13 protein-coding genes are annotated in these 16,751 nt (G+C 74.0%); 5 read left to right on the forward strand and 8 right to left on the reverse strand.

The features are described from left to right. Window positions 1-44: 44 nt before the first annotated feature. The 3 genes from Sru01_RS28845 to Sru01_RS28855 all read right to left on the reverse strand — a co-directional run bounded on the left by Sru01_RS28845 (window position 45) and on the right by Sru01_RS28855 (window position 2,599). Window positions 45-467 (reverse strand): Hsp20/alpha crystallin family protein, encoded by a 423-nt coding sequence (locus Sru01_RS28845; protein WP_203992087.1) that lies wholly within the window; start codon window positions 465-467, stop codon window positions 45-47. A gap of 170 nt (window positions 468-637) precedes the next feature. Beyond that, complete coding sequence (locus Sru01_RS28850) at window positions 638-904, reverse strand: DUF1876 domain-containing protein (RefSeq protein WP_203992089.1); 267 nt, start codon at window positions 902-904, stop codon at window positions 638-640. Window positions 905-940: 36 nt separating this feature from the next. Continuing rightward, a complete protein-coding gene (locus Sru01_RS28855; RefSeq protein ID WP_203992091.1) occupies window positions 941-2,599 on the reverse strand; it encodes a bis-aminopropyl spermidine synthase family protein in 1,659 nt (552 codons plus the stop codon). A 194-nt stretch (window positions 2,600-2,793) separates the two neighbouring features. Between Sru01_RS28855 and Sru01_RS28860 the strand changes: the two genes are divergently transcribed. From Sru01_RS28860 to Sru01_RS28870, 3 genes are all read left to right on the forward strand, one after another. Next, entirely contained in the window at window positions 2,794-3,417 is a 624-nt protein-coding gene (locus Sru01_RS28860) for a glycoside hydrolase family 25 protein (protein ID WP_203992093.1), read from the forward strand. A gap of 211 nt (window positions 3,418-3,628) precedes the next feature. Further along, the gene (thrS, locus tag Sru01_RS28865) at window positions 3,629-5,596 is read left to right on the forward strand and encodes a threonine--tRNA ligase (protein WP_203992095.1); all 1,968 of its coding nucleotides are present in this window, start codon (window positions 3,629-3,631) and stop codon (window positions 5,594-5,596) included. Window positions 5,597-5,893: 297 nt separating this feature from the next. Continuing rightward, a complete protein-coding gene (locus Sru01_RS28870) occupies window positions 5,894-6,439 on the forward strand; it encodes an HIT family protein (RefSeq protein WP_307812091.1) in 546 nt (181 codons plus the stop codon). 175 nt (window positions 6,440-6,614) lie between these two features. On the opposite strand, the gene Sru01_RS28875 is transcribed toward Sru01_RS28870, so the two are convergent. The 4 genes from Sru01_RS28875 to Sru01_RS28890 all read right to left on the reverse strand — a co-directional run bounded on the left by Sru01_RS28875 (window position 6,615) and on the right by Sru01_RS28890 (window position 13,167). Continuing rightward, window positions 6,615-8,954, reverse strand: coding sequence for a hypothetical protein (locus Sru01_RS28875; RefSeq protein ID WP_239137816.1), 2,340 nt, complete (start codon window positions 8,952-8,954; stop codon window positions 6,615-6,617). Between the two features lie 606 nt (window positions 8,955-9,560). Further along, window positions 9,561-11,168: a glycoside hydrolase family 10-like protein gene (locus tag Sru01_RS28880; protein WP_203992101.1), complete on the reverse strand. Its 1,608-nt coding sequence runs from the start codon at window positions 11,166-11,168 to the stop codon at window positions 9,561-9,563. A gap of 260 nt (window positions 11,169-11,428) precedes the next feature. Then, on the reverse strand, window positions 11,429-12,544 hold the full coding sequence (locus Sru01_RS28885; RefSeq protein WP_203992104.1) for a serine hydrolase domain-containing protein: 1,116 nt from the start codon (window positions 12,542-12,544) through the stop codon (window positions 11,429-11,431). An 11-nt stretch (window positions 12,545-12,555) separates the two neighbouring features. Further along, window positions 12,556-13,167 carry a DUF4097 family beta strand repeat-containing protein gene (locus Sru01_RS28890; RefSeq protein ID WP_239137828.1) on the reverse strand — a complete coding sequence of 204 codons (612 nt, stop codon included), beginning with the start codon at window positions 13,165-13,167 and terminating at the stop codon, window positions 12,556-12,558. On the opposite strand from Sru01_RS28890, the gene Sru01_RS35985 reads away from it, so the two are divergent. After that, window positions 13,060-13,308 (forward strand): hypothetical protein, encoded by a 249-nt coding sequence (locus tag Sru01_RS35985; RefSeq protein ID WP_239137817.1) that lies wholly within the window; start codon window positions 13,060-13,062, stop codon window positions 13,306-13,308. The genes Sru01_RS28890 and Sru01_RS35985 overlap by 108 nt on opposite strands. Before the next feature lie 140 nt (window positions 13,309-13,448). Further along, the gene (locus Sru01_RS28895; RefSeq protein WP_203992107.1) at window positions 13,449-14,183 is read left to right on the forward strand and encodes a GbsR/MarR family transcriptional regulator; all 735 of its coding nucleotides are present in this window, start codon (window positions 13,449-13,451) and stop codon (window positions 14,181-14,183) included. A gap of 206 nt (window positions 14,184-14,389) precedes the next feature. Here Sru01_RS28895 and Sru01_RS28900 read toward each other — a convergent pair whose 3' ends face one another. After that, window positions 14,390-16,549, reverse strand: a complete 2,160-nt coding sequence (locus Sru01_RS28900; RefSeq protein WP_203992110.1) for an elongation factor G-like protein EF-G2 — start codon at window positions 16,547-16,549, stop codon at window positions 14,390-14,392. Window positions 16,550-16,751: the final 202 nt, after the last annotated feature.

Genomic DNA, 16,751 nt, shown 5'->3' on the forward strand with positions numbered 1-16,751 from the left:
CGGCCGGCCGGCCGCCGGTGGCCCGGCCGCACCGGACGCGGCCGCTAGGCCTTCTTCTCGATCTGGATCCGGTGACCCTGCGGCTTCTCCTTGGCGAGCTTGACGTCGACCTCCAGGATGCCGTCGTGGTAGGTCGCCTTGACGTCCTGCTCCAACGCCCCGGAGGGCAGCGGCACCGAGCGGCTGAACTCGCCGTAGTGGAACTCGGTGCGGTGCTTCTCGGCGCGCTCCTCGCGGCGCTCGCCGCGGATGGTGAGCATGCCGTTGGCGACCACGACCTCGACGTCCTTCTCCGGGTCGATGCCCGGCAGCTCGGCCCGGACGATGTAATGACCGTCCTGCATCGTGTCCTCGAACCGGACCATCCGCCCGCCGGAGTACATCCGACCCATGCTGAAGGGCGCCTCCAGCCAGTCCATCAGGTCGGGCATCAGCCCGCGACTCTCCCGGCGCGTCGGCACAGCCATGTGAACCTCCCAGCCTCGACGGGTTCTCCCATCCCCATCCGACGCCGGACCGTCCGCGGACTGTAGCGCCATTGGTCCCGAAAGCCGGGGACATTCGCCCTGGCCACGGCCCCGCGGCGCGGGCAAGGCGCGTCATGCCCGCCGGCCGGCCCGGCGCGCCGGACCGGCGGTCAGCCCGGGGTCTGCGGGCCGGTGAACTGGGCTACGTCCGCCGCGGCGTCCCCGCTCAGCTTGTCGGCCAAATCGGCCAGCGCCCGGCCGGCCGCCAGCTCGTCGCCGATCTCTGGCACCGGCCGGTCGCCGGGATTGCGGCGGGCGTACCCGAGGCTCTCGTGCCGCCGGCCCTCCGGGGTGTGCAGCACGGCCCGGGCCACCGTGCGGTCGTCGGCGTCGTCCTCGGTGATGAAGATGTCGATCTTCCACTGCTTGGCGTGCATCGCGGCACCTCCCGCGGGTCGTCCCTCACCGGACTCCTACCCGCCGGGGCCGCCGCCCAGCCGCAGCGAGGCGGCGACCGCCGCCGGCAGGGCGTGCAACCGGTGCCCGGGCAGCTCCAGCACGGTGACGTCATCGGCCCACGGCGCGACCTCGGCGACCACCGCCCGCGCCTGCCTCTTGGTCAGCGTGCCGGTGGCACGGACCAGGCCCTCCCGCCAGCCGTTGGCGAGCTTGCCGTGCGCGTTGTCCAGGATGCCGCGCAGCAGGCGGCCCGCCGGGTCCTCGGGCACCGGCCGGCGCTCGGCGTCCACGACGGCGCCGGTGACCGTGGTCCGGTACACCGCCTCCAGCGGCCCGCCGAGCCCGCCGTGCTCGCCGGGCTCGCCCGGCCCGGGCAGGTAGGCCCGCACGTGCCCGGCGCGGGTGGCCAGCAGCAGCCGGGGCAGCGCCCCGGCCGGGCCCGGCGGCACCGCGACCGCCACCCGGTCCGCGGCGGCGGCGTACGGCCTGGCCAGCCAGGTGGACAGCCGCACCCGCGGCACCCGCGGCGCCGCCTCCTTCGGCCAGTCGCCCACCAGCAGGTCCGGCGCGAAGCCGTCCTCGCCGGGCGGCGGGCCGGACGGCGCCGCCGCACCCGCCTCGACGGCGTGCGGGCCGTGGGTGTAGATCGCGGCGCGGAAGCGCTCCACCCGCGCCGCGACCGCCGGCCGGGTCTTGGAGGTGGGCCGCAGCACGTACAGGTCGGCCGCCGAGCCGATGGCCTCCGCCCCGTGGTAGCGATTGAAGTCCGGATACATCGCCTCGATGGCGAGGTTGAGCTCGTGCAGCGCGCCCTGCACCTTCAGCGCCAGCATCGGGGTCCGCTCGCTCGCCCCGTACGCCACCAGCAGCCGTCCCTGGTCGGGGTCGGCCAGCCCCTCGACCGCGCGCGCCGCGAACAGGCCGACGCCTTCGGGGGTGTAGGGCGGGTCGGTGAAGGCCAGGTCGGCCCGGCCGTGCGCCGACGGCGGCAGCCCCAGCCGCAGGTCGGCCCAGCGGGTGCGCACCGGCAGCCCCAGCTCGCCGGCCCGCTCGTCGATGTAGGCCAGGATCCGCTCGTCCACGTCCACCACGATCACCTGGACGCCGGGGTGGAGCATCGCCACGGCGAGCGAGGTCAGGTCGTGGTCGCCCACGCACAGCAGCGTCGCGCCGGGCAGCCAGAACCGGGCGCCGAGCAGCAGCGCCCGGCGCACCACCGTCTCGGCGGTCGCCGACACGTGGTCCAGGGCCTGCCGCCCGCGCGGGGCGCCGGCGATCAGCTCGGCGACCCGCTCCAGCACCCCGGCATGCCGGGGCAGCAGGTGGGCCACCGGATCGGCGGGCAGGTCACCCGCCGCACCGGCCCCACCCTTACTGGCCCCACCCGCGCCGGTCTCGTCCGCGCCGGTTCCGCCGGTAGGGGTCTCGTCCGCGCCGAGCAGCGCCCGGCAGGCCGCCGCCCGGGCCGCGCCCAGCCGGTACCGCTCCCCGGACCGCTCCGGGCCCGCCTCGCGCAGCAGGGCCTCCACGCCACGCCGCGAGGTCGCCGACTCCCGGACCAGGTCGGCGACCGTCCACCAGGCGCCGTCGCACAGCAAGGCCAGCGCGGTGCGGTACCGCCGGGCGTCCACCCCCGCGCCGGACAGCAGCCGGCCCAGCCCGTCGAGCTCCATCAGGCCCCCGCCGGCCGGCCGGCCCGCGGCCCCGGGACGCCGCCCCCGGCCGGGTCTGTCTGAGAGATCATTCGAGCAACCCTACCGGCGGCGGCGTGTCCGCCCGCCCGCCGCCGCGCCCGCGACTACGATCATCAATAGGGCGGGCCGCGGGGGACGGCCCGGCCGGGCGCGCGCGGGGGAGCGGAACCGCCATGCTGCACGGCATCGATGTGTCCAACTGGCAGGGGTCGGTCGACTGGACGCGGCACGCCGTGCGCGGCGTCGACTTCGGCTTCGCCAAGGCCACCGAGGGCACCACCTTCACCGACAAGTGGTTCGCCCGCAACTGGACGGCGATGCGGGAGAACTGGCTGGTCTGCGGCGCCTACCACTTCGCCCGGCCCAAGGGCGACCCGGTGGACCAGGCGCTGCACTTCCTGGAGGTGGTCGACGCGGCCGGCGGCCTGCGCCCCGGCGATCTGGTCGCCCTGGACCTGGAGCACTCCGGGCACCTGCCGCCGCGCCGGGTGGCCGCGTTCGCCCAGACGTGGTGCCTGCTGGTGACCCGGCTGGCCGGGGTCCGCCCGCTGGTCTACACGTTCCTGTCCTTCGCCCGCCGGGGCTACTGCCAGGGCCTGGCGGAGTATCCGCTGTGGCTGGCCGCGCCGAGCCAGCCCAAGGGCCGCCCCGAGGTGCCGCCGCCGTGGCGCACCTGGACCATCCACCAGTACGCCCACGGGAAGATCGACCGGAACGTCTTCCGGGGCAGCCGCGCCGAGCTGACCGCGCTCGGGCTGCGCGCCCGCGCCCGCGAGGACCGCCGCCGCAAGGCGTGACACCCGCCCGCGGAGGCCGCCCGGGACGCCGCCCGGACGCCGCGCCGACGCCGCACGGCCGCCGCCCGAGGGTCGCACGGAGGCCGCACGGCCGCCGCCCGGGCCCGTCCGTCCGGGCGCCTCCGCCCCGGATATGGGCGGGCGGCGCGGCCCGCCGGTTCGATACCATCGGCGGAAGAAATCAGGTCCGTTTCCGAACCCTGGAGTCACCGTGTCTGCCGCCCTCGAAATACGCATCACCCTCGCCGGAGCCGAGCGTGTGGTGGCGGGCGGCACGACGGCCGGCGAGGCGCTGGCGGCCGACGGGCGCACCGTCGTCGCCGCCATGGTCAACGGCGAGCCGCGCGACCTGGCCACCGAGGTGGCCGACGGCGACGTCGTCGAGCCGATCGCCGTCGACAGCCCCGAGGGGCACGCCATCCTGCGCCACTCGACCGCGCACGTGATGGCCCAGGCCGTCCAGGAGCTCTTCCCCGAGGCCCGCCTCGGCATCGGCCCGCCGGTGGAGAACGGTTTCTACTACGACTTCGACGTCGAGCGGCCGTTCACCCCCGACGACCTCAAGCGCATCGAGAAGCGGATGCGTGAGATCGTCAAGCAGGGCCAGGCGTTCGCCCGGCGCGCCGTCTCCGACGAGGCCGCCCGCGAGGAGCTCGCCGCCGAGCCCTACAAGCTGGAGCTCATCGGCCTCAAGGGCGGCGCCGCCGACGAGGAGGCCGTCGAGGTGGGCGGCGGGCAGCTCACCATCTACGACAACCTCGACCCCAAGACCGGCGAGTTGTGCTGGAAGGACCTGTGCCGCGGGCCGCACCTGCCCTCGACCCGGGCCATCCCGGCGTTCAAGCTGATGCGCACCGGCGGCGCCTACTGGCGGGGCAGCGAGAAGAACCCCCAGCTGCAGCGCATCTACGGCACCGCCTGGGAGTCGCGCGAGCGGCAGGACGCCTACCTGCACATGCTGGCGGAGGCCGAGAAGCGCGACCACCGCCGGCTGGGCGCCGAGCTCGACCTGTTCTCCTTCCCCGACGAGCTGGGCTCCGGCCTGCCGGTCTTCCACCCCAAGGGCGGGGTCATCCGCAAGGTGATGGAGGACTACTCGCGGCGGCGGCACGAGGAGGCGGGGTACTCCTTCGTCAACACCCCGCACATCACCAAGGAGAACCTGTACCAGATCTCCGGGCACCTGGACTGGTACGCCGACGGCATGTTCCCGCCCATGGAGCTGGAGGGTGCCCGCTACTACCTCAAGCCGATGAACTGCCCGATGCACAACCTGATCTTCCGGGCTCGCGGGCGGTCCTACCGCGAGCTGCCGCTACGGCTGTTCGAGTTCGGCACCGTCTACCGCTACGAGAAGTCCGGCGTGGTGCACGGCCTGACCCGGGTGCGCGGCCTCACCCAGGACGACGCGCACATCTACTGCACCCGCGAGCAGATGCGCGACGAGCTGAAGAGCCTGCTGCGCTTCGTGCTCGACCTGCTGCGCGACTACGGTCTGGATGACTTCTACCTGGAGCTGTCCACCAAGGACCCGGAGAAGTACGTCGGCAGCGACGAGACCTGGGAGGAGGCCACCGAGACGCTGCGCGAGGTGGCCGAGTCCGAGAAGCTGGAGCTGGTCCTCGACCCGGAGGGCGCCGCGTTCTACGGCCCGAAGATCTCCGTGCAGGCCCGGGACGCCATCGGCCGCACCTGGCAGATGTCCACCATCCAGCTCGACTTCAACCTGCCCGAGCGGTTCGAGCTGGAGTACCAGGCGGCCGACGGCACCCGGCAGCGCCCGGTCAAGATCCACCGGGCGCTGTTCGGCTCGATCGAGCGGTTCTTCGGCGTGCTGGTCGAGCACTACGCCGGCGCGTTCCCGCCCTGGCTCGCCCCGGTGCAGGTCGTCGGCATCCCCATCGCCGACGCGCACGTCCCCTACCTGACCGAGGTGGCCGGTCGGCTGCGCGAGCACGGCATCCGGGTCGAGGTCGACGCCTCGGCGGACCGGATGCAGAAGAAGATCCGCAACGCGCAGAAGGCCAAGGTGCCGTTCATGCTGCTGGCCGGCGACGAGGACATCGCGGCCGGCGCGGTCTCCTTCCGCTACCGCAGCGGCGAGCAGAAGAACGGCGTCCCGGTCGAGGAGGCCGTCGCCGAGATCCTCGACGCGGTCGAGCGGCGCGTCCAGGTCTGAGCCCTCGGGAGCCGCTCGCCCGGTTCGTCGGCCGGGAAGCACCTGTCGCGCACTTGACGGTAGGGCGGACGCCCGGTCCGCCCTACCCTGGGCGTCTTAGCCCCACATGACGTCACGACGCATCTTTGATCACCTCCCCGCAGCGGGAGTCGATCACAGCGTCACAGTGCCGCGAACCGCGGGCAAGCAAGATCGATGGCACCGGCACTCTTGGTTCCTATTTCCGGCACGGAACGCAAGTAGCGACCGCCCGGCCCATGACTGCGGACCGGGCGGGGGCGTCCTATGCTGCAAGGCATGCAGGAGTCGAGTGAGCGGCCCGGAGCGGGAGACCCCGACAACTTCGAGCGTCTGTGGACGCCGCACCGCATGGCCTACATCAAGGGAGAGAACAAGCCGCACGGCCCCGGGCCCGGCGACGGCTGCCCGTTCTGCACGATTCCTGGGATGAGCGACGCGGACGGCCTGGTCGTCGCGCGCGGCTCGGCGGTGTTCGCCGTCCTCAACCTGTACCCCTACAACTCCGGGCACATGATGGTCTGCCCCTACCGGCACGTCGCCGACTACGCCGACCTGGACGAGGCGGAGACCGTCGAGCTGGCCGGCTTCACCAAGCGGGCCATGGCGGCGCTGCGCAAGGCCAGCGGCGCCCAGGGCTTCAACGTCGGTATGAACCTCGGGCACGTGGCCGGCGCGGGCATCGCCGGCCACCTGCACCAGCACATCGTCCCGCGCTGGGGCGGCGACACCAACTTCATGCCGGTGGTCGGCCGTACCAAGGTGCTGCCGCAACTGCTCCAGGACACCCGCGCGCTGCTGGCGGGCGCCTGGCCGCAGGGCTGACCGCGAGGCCGGTGTCTGATCGCGGGGCGACCCGTGGCCGCGGCCGGGCGGCGAGGCCGATCTGTGGCCGAGGCCTGGGGGCAGGGCTGACGGCGTGGCCGGCGCCTGGGCCGGCGGGCCGGGCGTGGCCCGGGACCCGCCGCGGGGCGGCCGCCGGGCCCGCCCCACCGGGGCGTCAGGTGGTGGCGGGGCGCAGCACCGGGGCCGGTTCGGCGTCCGGGCCGGCGCCGGTGGCGACGGCCCGCACTCCAGCCGACAGCACCAGCGGCACTGCCAGCGCCAGAGCCATGGACAGCACCGCCGCTCCCGAGTCGTTGACCAGCATGCCGGTCACCCCGCTCACCAGCGCGCCGATCAGCCCGGCCCGCAGCATCGGCGCCCGCTCGAAGGCGACCGGCAGCACCCCGGCGCTCGCCGCCCCCGGTCGCAGCACCGCGAAGACCAGGAAGGCGAACGCGGCGATCACCACCGGCATGAGGTTCGGCGACAGCAGCGTGCTCAGCATGGCGCCCAGCTTGCGCCAGATCACCGGCAGGAAGGTGCCGTCGGCGACCTGGCCGGCGAACCGGCCGAGGTGCGTCTGCGAGCCGGCCGGCCGCAGGTGGTCCAGGTAGGCGATGGCCATCACCAGCACCCCGCCGGCCACGCAGAACGCCCCGAGCTTGACCACCGACACCCGGCGGCCGGCCACCAGCAGCGCGGTCACCGCGATGCCCGGCACGAACGCGATCACGCCGCCGAAGTCGCTGCCCACGCCCGGCCAGCCGTCCAGCAGCATCGCGAACCCGCCGAGCCCGGCGACCAGCGCGACCGCCGCGCGGCGCCGGCCGGCGCGCACCAGGCCGTCGGCCAGCGTGGTGGTGACCAGCAGCACCGCGGTGGCCAGCAGCGCGAACGGGATGTTGCCCAGGCCGTAGTAGCGGGCGCCGACCACGCCGGTGTACCCCATGACGCTGTTCATCTGCAGCGAGGTGCCGGTCAGCAGGTCGGCCAGCAGCACGCCGGCGGTCACCGCGGCCACCAGCGCCGGCGGGCCGAGCACCCCGGCCGCCGGCCGGCCGCGCAGCCGGGCCCACAGGGCCGGCACGCCGAGCGCGAGCGCGGTCAGCGCGGCCGCCAGCGCGACGATCTCGGCGGCCAGCGCCACCTCCGGCACCGCGGCGCGGTGCCAGGGCGTCAGGTTGACCAGGTAGGTGGAGACCGGGATCGAGGCCAGTGCCAGGGCGGCCACCCGGATGGCGGGCAGCCCGCGGCGGCGGCGCAGCAGCAGGAACGCCGCCGCGTAGAACAGCACCTGCAGCACCGCCAGCGCGGTGAAGAACGGCCCGCCCACCCCGCGGATCGCCTGCCCGGCGACGTCGGCGTGCCGCAGCGCGGTCACCCGCTCGGCGGGCGCGGCGGTGGCGGTGGCCCGCCACGGCGAGCCGACCACCGTCGGCGGCACCGCGACGCCGGCCGCCTGCAGCACGGTGGCGGTGATGTCGGGCAGGATGACCATGTCGTCACGCCGGGTGGACATGCCGCCGAGCAGCTGCCCGGCGGTGCCGGACGCCCGCCACATCGCCGCGCGCAGGTGCGGCTCGGAGCCGTGGTCGGCCAGCCCGGCCACCAGCACCGCGGTGTCCGGCGGCAGCTTGGCCAGCACCGCGCCGACCGCGGCGTCGGCGGCCCGCGCCGCCGCGGCCCGGGCGGCGGGCGGCAGCCGCTCGGGCACCTCGGCCAGCAGCTCGTCCTGGATGTAGGGGCGGACCAGGTCGTCGACGTCCACGGCCAGCACCCGGCACGCCGACCAGTCGGTGAACGCGGCCGCCGACGGCGCGTAGCGGTCCACCCGGCCGCCGCGGTCGGCCAGCGCCAGCGCGGCGCCCGGTCCGGCGGCCGCGGTGCACTCGCCGGCCGCGTGCACGGCCTCGCCGAGCGAGCCGGCGCCGTCGGCGTCGCGCACCTCCCACAGCCACTGGAAGTCGGGGATCCGCCCGCCGGCGCCCTGTCGTTCCGGCGCCGGCGGCGGGCCGCAGCGGGCGCCCACCGAGGAGCGCACCCCGGCCGACACGGTCAGCCAGCCGTCGTAGGGGCAGGTGGTGCGGCCGACCGCGCGCACCGACAGCGAGCCGATCGCGCTCTGCCCGGCCAGCCGCCACAGGGTAGGCGTCGAGGCGGCGTCCACGTCGGCCCAGGCCAGGCCGGGGACGCCGATCAGCGCCACTCGCCCAGCGGCCGCACCCGGCGCGGCGGCGGACGCTGCGGCGGTGACGGATGCGGAGTCGACCGATGGGGCCTCGACGATCGCGGCGCCGACCGGCGCGGTGCCGGTCGATGCGGTGCCGGTCGATGCGGTGCCGGTCGATGGGGTGCCGGCCAGCGCGACGCCGGTCGATGCGGTGCTGGTCGCCGCGGTGCCGGTCGCCGCGGTGCCGGCCGTCGCGGCGGTGGCGGGGAGCGCCCCCAGCGTGATCACGGCCAGCGCGGTCAGCGCGACCAGGACGGCCGGCCGTATCGATCCGGCACCCCGCACCCATCCGGCACCTGGAGCCCATCCGACACCGGGTACCGGTTCGGTACCCGGCAACGGTCCGGTACCCGGCAACGGTCCGGTACCCGGCGCCGACCTGACGCCCGGCGCCGACCTGACGCCCGGCACCGGCCTGGCGCCGCAGGCGGACCCGGGCGGTCCGCCCTGGTCAGGCCGGGCGGGTCTGGCCGGCGCGGCCGGGCCTGCCGTCTGGGCCGATCTGGCCGGCCTGGCCGATCTGGCCGGCCTGGCCAACGCGCCGAGCGCCCGTCGCACCGGTGTCCTCCCCGTTCTGATCATTTCGGCCGGACGCGCACCGCCCGGTTCCGGCCCGGTGCCCGCCGGCCCGCGGGCGCCGCCCGCCGGGCGCCGGCGCACCGATCCCTTGTCGCCGCCCGCCGGGCACCGTCCCGCAGGCCGCCTTGCGGTGGCCGGGGCCTCCGCTGGTGGCGCGGGAGACGCGGGAAGGTGCCACCCACCGGCGGCGGACCGTTGGCACGGTACGGGAAACCGGCCCTCCGGGTCCAGCGAACCGGCGGAAGCCGCGCCTGGGGGTGGCGGACCGCCCCCGCGCGCGATTCCCGAGGGCAGGGGCGATGGGGTTTCCGGTCAGGGCAGCGCGGCGGTGGCGGGGGAGCTCTCGTTGCCCAGCCGGTCCAGCGCGGTCACCAGGTAGGTGCCGCCGCCGGTGGCCGCGAACGACTGCTCGGCCCCGCCGGTGCCGGGCACCACGGCCAGCAGGTTGCGCGCGTCGGCGGTGGCGCAGTCGCCCGGGGTCGCGCCGGCCACCCGGTAGACGGCGTACGCGCGGGCGCCGGGGGAGGCGTTCCACAGCAGCCGGGCGGCCGTCACCCGCAGCCCGGCGGGCGTCGCGGGCGCCGCGCCGCCACGGTCCTTCATCAGCGGCGGTAGCGCCGGGTGGGCGTAGTGGTCGGCGGCGATGCGGTCCAGCACCTTGAGCGGGTTCCTGGCCAGCTGGGCGGCGCTGAAGTAGACGTCCCCCTTGACCTCGGGGTGCTTGCGGTTGAGGGTGAGGTGCGCGGGCAACTCACCGGCCTTGGTCCAGGCGGCGTCGTCGCGGGTGCCCACCCGGTAGAGGGCCTGGCCGATGTAGAGGTGCACGTTGGTGCCCTTTACCTGCTCGGCCCACCAGGGCACCAGCTTGGCGTAGTCGGCGGCGGCGAACCCGCGCGGCCAGTACAGCTGCGGCATGACGTAGTCGACCGAGCCCGCCTTGATCCAGGCGCGGGCGTCGGAGTAGATGGCGTCATAGGCCGACAGGCCCTTGGTGTCGGAGCCGGTCGGGTCCTCGGCCTTGTTGCGCCAGATGCCGAACGGGCTGATGCCGAACTTCACGTGCGGCTTGGCGGCGTGCACCGCCGCGCCGACCTGCTCGACGAGCTTGTCGACGTTGGCCCGCCGCCACTTCGCCAGGGACGACCCCTTGCCGTACTTTGTAAAGGCGGCGGCGTCGCCGAACTTCGCCCCGGCCACCGGGTAGGGGTAGAAGTAGTCGTCGAAGTGCACGCCGTCGACGTCGTAGCGGCGTACCACGTCATCGACGATCTTGGTGGTGTAGTCGCGCACCTCCGGCAGCCCGGGGTTGTAGTACAGCTTGCCGGCGTACCGGACGGTCCAGGCGGCGTGCGCGCGTGCCGGGTGGCTCGCCGGCAGCTTGCCGGTGTCGGCGGTCTCGGCCGCCCGGTAGGGGTTGAACCAGGCATGGAACTCCATGCCCCGCTTGTGCGCCTCGGCGATGAGGAAGGGCAGCGGCTCCCAGCCCGGGTCCTTGCCGGCGGTGCCGGTCAGCCACTGCGACCACGGCTCGTACGGCGACCGGTAGAACGCGTCGGAGGCCGGGCGCACCTGGACGAAGACGGCGTTGAAGTTGCGGCGGGCCGCCTCGTCGAGGATGCGCACGTACTCGGCCTGCTGCCGGGCCGGGCTCAGCCCGGTGCGGGACGGCCAGTCCACGTTGTGCACGGTCGCCAGCCAGACGCCGCGCAGCTGCCGCTTGGCGGGGTTCGTGCTGGTCGTGCAGGCCTCGGCGGCACCCCGGCGGCTCTTGCCGGCCGGCGCGGCGGACTTGGTCTTCTCCGCGGCCGCCTTGGGCTTTCCCTTCGGCGGCAGTGTGCTGGGACCGAAGAGATAGGCGACGCCGGTGGTGAGCGCCGCGATGGTGGTGGCGGCGAGCAGCGGCCGATGTCCGTTTCGCATGGGACATCAGTCTGGCATCGGTCGCGGGATGGTAAAGCCGGATGAAGGAAACCGCCCGCGCCGCGGCTGTGACGTTTCCGCACTTCCGGGGCTGGTGTGACAACGGCCCGCCCGCCGCCGCCACCGGTGGCGGTGCCCTTCGACCAGCCCTTCGGGCGGTCCGGCCCCGGCCGTGTCGCGCCCGTCCCGGCGCCGCGGTGAGAAAGGCCTTACCCGGTCACCGGGCCAGGGCCTGACTCCCGCGGCGGGCCGCCGGCCGCTCAGGTCGCCTTCGGGGCGTCCCGATGCTCGCCGCGGAACACCGCTTCGACGAGGGCGTTCAACGCCTTCGGGAACATCTCGGCGGGGTCGTTCGGGGCGTCGCCGGTGGTCAGTCCGGCCGTCATGGTCTTGGCGCCGTCGGGGCTGCTGTACATCAGCGCCCCGTAACCGCCGGGGGCACCGCCGTTGTGGTGGTAGATGGTGCCGTGGTCCGGGCCGAGGTCCTGCACGAAGATTCCGAGGCCGTAGCCGATCGGGCCGTGGGGTTCGCGCATCTCGGCCAGCAGCGGGTCCGGCAGCAACCTGCCGCCGTTGAGCGCGGCGAAGAAGGTGTGCAGGTCCTTGGTGGTCGAGATCGTGCCACCGGCCCCGGGCAGCAGGGAGAGGTTCTGCCGGGAGACGTCGGCCACCTTCCACTCGCCGGCGTCCTGGTAGCGGTAGTAGCCGTGGGCGTGCGGCTCGGGCAGGTCCGTCACCTCGCCGGCCAGCACGGTGTCGCCGAGCCCGAGCGGCCGCAGGATCCGCTCGTCCATCTGCTCACCGTAAGAGCGGTCGGTGACCTGCTCGATCAGCAGGGCGGCCAGCGTGTAGTTGGTGTTGGAGTAGCTCCAGCCGGTGCCGGGCTCGAACCGCGCCGGCTTGGACAGCGCCAGCCGGACCAGCTCCAGCGGTCGGTAGGTGGCCAGGCGGGTGTCCACCCATTCCTTGCCCGCGGCCGGGACTCCGGGGGCGAACGTTCCGTCGTCGTAGTACTCGCCGGTGTAGTTGAACAGCCCGCTGGTGTGCCGCAACAGCATCCGCGTGGTGATCCGCCGGTCCAGCCCCAGGCCGGGCAGATGGTCGGCCACCGGCGCGTCCAGCCCGATCTTGTCTTCGGCCACCAGTTGCAGCACCCCGGTGGCGGTGAACGTCTTGGCGACGCTGCCCGCCCAGAACCGGCCGTCGGTCGGCGGCGGGGTGGTCTCGCCCAGCTTGCGCACGCCGGCGCTGCCCACCCATTCGCCCTGGTCGTCGTGGACGCGCATCTGTATTCCGGCGAAGCCGGCGGCGACGAAGGCCTCGATGGCCTCGTGGAGTTCCGGGCGATCCTGCCCGGTGGTCGTCTGGTCGGACATGGTGAGGCCCCTTACCGGCTGCCGGCGGTGATGTCGCCGTGCATCGTGGTCGCGTGGATGTTCAGGCCGGCGTCCGCGCCGCCGGTGTTCTTGAGCGTGTTGCGGATGCGGCCGTGGGTGGTACCGGCGTCCAGGGTCGCCGACGCCTCCCGGGCCGCGCCGACGGTGATGTCACCGTGCTCGGTGCGCAGCGTGACGGTGCCGGTGACGGCCTCATCGATGCGCAGGTCGCCCTTCCGGGTGCTGATCCGCGCGGGTCCGTCCAGACGGCCGACCGAGATGTCACCGGCCTGCAGGGTCAGCCGGGCGCTCGCGGCCTCGTCGAGCTTGATCGAGCCATGGGCGCACTCGAAGGCGACGTCGCCCAGCCGCCCGACGCCCCGGAACTCCGCGGCGGCCGCCTTCCCGTCGACCCGGGAGCCGGCCGGCAGCCGCACCGTCACCTCGACGGAGCCGGTGGCGCCCAGCATCCGGTTGGCGACCTCCTTGGCGACCACCCGCAGGACGCCGTCGGTGTGGTCGACCTCGATGCGCTCCGCCGCGGTCACGTCGCGGCTCTTGGCGGGGTCGGCCGGCCGGACCTCGACGGTGGTGTCGGCCCGATCGGCGGCGATGAGACGGATGTGGCCGGCGGGGATGTCGAGGACGGCCGAGACGGGGGCGGGGTGTCGAACGTGTGCGTGGCGAGCTTTTCGATCGCGCTGTTTCTCATGCCGGAAACGCTACGTTGCCTTCACGAATACAGCAAGCCGCTTGTTGCGTGAAACACATATAAATGCAGCTAGACAAGCTAAGATCATTGCAATAGAGCTAGAAGCAACGCAACAACCAGTGAAGGCTCGTTGCAACAAGGTGGAAATGAACGCTACGCTGGCACTGACCGCCGATCACCGAGGAGGCCGCGATGCCGGGAGGCAGGCTGACCCAGCAGGAACGCCAGCAGATCACCCTGGGCCTGGCCGACGGCCTGGCCTACGCGGAGATCGCCCGGCGCCTCGACCGCCCGACCTCGACCGTCACCCGGGAGGTCATGCGCAATGGCGGTCCGACGGCCTACCGGGCCGACCTGGCCCACCACGCCACCGAACGCCGCGCCCGCCGCGGCAGAAAGGCCACCCCCCGGGGCGCCGGCGCACCCTCGCAGGACCACGGGCGTGACGCCGAGGCCGTGCGCGAGTACGAGGAGACGTTCGCCACCGTCTTCATGCAGTCGGGCCTGCCCAGGATGACGGCCCGGACGCTGGCCGGCCTCTACACCACCGACGCCGGTAGCCTCACCGCCGCCGAACTCGCCGCGCGCCTGCAGGTCAGCCCGGCGTCCGTCTCCAAGGCGATCGCGTTCCTCGAAGGTCAGGGGCTGGTCCGCCGCGAACGCGACGAACGACGTCGCGAACGCTACGTCGTCGACGACGACGTCCTGTACCAGTCCACGATGGCCAGCGCCCGCGCCACCGCCCATCTCGGCGAGATAGCCCGGCAGGGCGTGAGCGTTCTCGGCCCCGGCACCCCGGCCGCCGCCCGCCTGGAGAACATCGCGCGCTTCGTCGACTTCGTCTCCGAGAGCATCGCCCGCGCCGCGGACCAGGCCCGCGAGGTCCTCCACGCGAAACCGGACACCACGTCAGGCGGCGCCGGCTGACCGGCGGCCTGATCGGGTGGGACCGCCGCCGGAGCCGCCGGACGCTGCGAACGCACAGTTCCCATGGCCGGTCCGGCGATGGACGCCGTGGCCTCGCGGTGCCGATGGCCGGTCCGGCGACGGACGCCGGGCGGGAGGCGTCCATCGCCCGGCGACCATCCGGCCGGCCGGCCATCGGCCGGCCCGCGAAGCCCTGGCGGGCCGGGTCACTCGGTGGCGGCTCGCAGCCTGTCGGCGAGGTGCGACGGCAGCGGCTCGTAGCGCAGGAAGGAGCGGTGGAAGGTGCCGGTGCCGTGCGAGATGGACCGCAGGTCGATCGCGTACCGGCTGATCTCCAGTTGCGGCACCTCGGCCCGGACCAGCGTCCGCCCGGTGCCGACCGGCTCGGTGCCGATCACCCGGCCGCGCCGCGACGACATGTCGGACATCACGCCGCCGACGTGCTCGTCCTCCACCAGCACCGTCACCTCGTCCACCGGCTCCAGCAGCAGCATCTGCACCTTGCCGGCCGCCTCCTTGAGCGCCAGCTGCCCGGCGATCTGGAAGGCCATGTCCGAGGAGTCCACCGCGTGCGCCTTGCCGTCGTACAGGGTGACCCGGATGTCCACCACCGGGTACCCGGCCAGCACGCCGCGCTCCATCTGCGCGCGGACGCCCTTCTCGACCGACGGGATGAACTGCCGGGGCACCACCCCGCCGACGATCTTGTCGACGAACTCCAGGCCGCCGCCGGACGGCAACGGCTCCACCTCCAGGTGGCAGATGGCGTACTGGCCGTGCCCGCCGGTCTGCTTGACGTTGCGGCCCATGGCCTTGGCCTTGCCGCCGAACGTCTCGCGCAGCGGCACCCGCAGGTCCACCCGCTCCACCTCGACGCCGTGCCGGCCGGCCAGATGGTCCAGCAGCACGTCGGCGTGCGCCTCGCCCATGCACCACAGCACCAGCTGGCGGGTCTCGGCGTTGTTCTCCAGCCGCAGCGTCGGGTCCTCGGCCACCAGCCGGCCGAGCGCCTGGGCGAGCTTGTCCTCGTCCGCCTTGGACTTCGCCTGGATCGCCACCGGCAGCAGCGGGTCGGGCATGTCCCAGGCGGTCACCAGCAGCGGCCGGTCCTTGGCCGACAGCGTGTCCCCGGTCTCGGCCCGGCTCAGCTTGGCCACCGCGCAGATGTCGCCGGCCACGCAGGCGGCCGTGGTGCGCTGCAGCTTGCCGAGCGGCGACGACAGCGCGCCGATCCGCTCGTCCACGTCGTGGTCCTCGTGCCCGCGGTCGGCCATGCCGTGCCCGGAGACGTGCACCACCATGTCCGGCCGCAGCGTGCCGGAGAACACCCGCACCAGGCTGATCCGCCCGACGTAGGGATCGCTGGTGGTCTTGACGACCTCGGCCAGCAGCGGGCCGTCGGGGTCGCAGGACAGGCCGGTCACCGGGCGGCCGTCGATCGTGGTCACCTCGGGCAGCGGGTGCTCCATCGGCGAGGGGAACCCCTGGGTGATGATCTCCAGCAGCTCGGCCATCCCGACCACCGTGTCGCAGGCGTGCCCGGCGCAGGTGGCGAGCACCGGGTAGAAGCCGCCCCGGGCCACCGCCTTCTCCAGGTCCTCGATCAGCGCCTTGGTGTCGATGTGCTCGCCGGAGAGGTAACGGTCCATCAGGGACTCGTCCTCGCTCTCCTGGATGATCCCCTCGATGAGGCCGCCGCGGTAGGTCTCGATCTGCTCGCGGTAGGCGGGCCCCGGTTCGGTCTCGGCGCGCCCGCCGCCGGAGTAGTCGAAGAACTTCTCTGACAGCAGCCCGATCAGCCCGGAGACCTTCCCGCCGGCCACCACCGGCAGGTACAGCGGGGCCACGCCGTCGCCGAAGGCGGCCTGGCAGCTGGCGACCACGTCGTCGAAGTCGGCGCGCTGATGGTCGATCTTGGTGATGACCACCGCGCGCGGCATGCCGACGGTGGCGCACTCCTCCCAGATCATCCGGGTCAGCCCGTCCACGCCCTCGGCGGCCGAGACGACGAACAGCGCCGCGTCGGCCGCCCGCAAGCCCGCCCGCAGATCACCGACGAAGTCGGCGTAGCCGGGGGTGTCCAGCAGGTTGATCTTGATGCCGTTGTGCGTCAGCGGCGCCAGGGCCAGGTTGATCGAGCGCTGCTGGCGCACCTCCACCTCGTCGAAGTCGCTGACGGTGCCGCCGTCCTCCACCCGGCCGGTGCGCTGGATGGTGCCGGTCGCGGCCAGCAGGGCCTCGACCAGCGTCGTCTTCCCGGCTCCGGAATGGCCGACCAGCACGACATTGCGCACCGCGTCCGGCCGGTCGGCCGATGGTGCCCTGCCCGCGGCTCCCGCTGCTCCGTTCTGGGTCCTGTCCGGCACGTCGCCTCCCGCGTCTCGCCGTGAGATGCGGCCGCGCGCGGCCACATCGTCCGCCGCCGCGCCCGCCGCTCGGAGAGAGCGCGGTGCCTAACACACTTCACCGGTGTGGCGAGGATCACAAGAGGGACGCGCGCAAAAGTCCTCGCGCGGTGTCCACCTGCGCCTCACCGGGCGTCCACCGGCCCGTTGCCCGCCGGTGTTA

The organism is Sphaerisporangium rufum (genome assembly GCF_016863395.1).
Classification (GTDB): Bacteria; Actinomycetota; Actinomycetes; order Streptosporangiales; family Streptosporangiaceae; genus Sphaerisporangium; species Sphaerisporangium rufum.

Coding starts and splice junctions, on each gene's coding strand:
- Sru01_RS28895 (WP_203992107.1), top strand. CDS start 13,449: ATGCCGGGAGGCAGGCTGACCCAGCAGGAACGCCAGCAGATCACCCTG.
- Sru01_RS28870 (WP_307812091.1), top strand. CDS start 5,894: ATGCAGGAGTCGAGTGAGCGGCCCGGAGCGGGAGACCCCGACAACTTC.
- Sru01_RS28885 (WP_203992104.1), bottom strand. CDS start 12,544: ATGTCCGACCAGACGACCACCGGGCAGGATCGCCCGGAACTCCACGAG.
- Sru01_RS28880 (WP_203992101.1), bottom strand. CDS start 11,168: ATGCGAAACGGACATCGGCCGCTGCTCGCCGCCACCACCATCGCGGCG.
- Sru01_RS28860 (WP_203992093.1), top strand. CDS start 2,794: ATGCTGCACGGCATCGATGTGTCCAACTGGCAGGGGTCGGTCGACTGG.
- Sru01_RS28845 (WP_203992087.1), bottom strand. CDS start 467: ATGGCTGTGCCGACGCGCCGGGAGAGTCGCGGGCTGATGCCCGACCTG.
- Sru01_RS28855 (WP_203992091.1), bottom strand. CDS start 2,599: ATGGAGCTCGACGGGCTGGGCCGGCTGCTGTCCGGCGCGGGGGTGGAC.
- Sru01_RS28850 (WP_203992089.1), bottom strand. CDS start 904: ATGCACGCCAAGCAGTGGAAGATCGACATCTTCATCACCGAGGACGAC.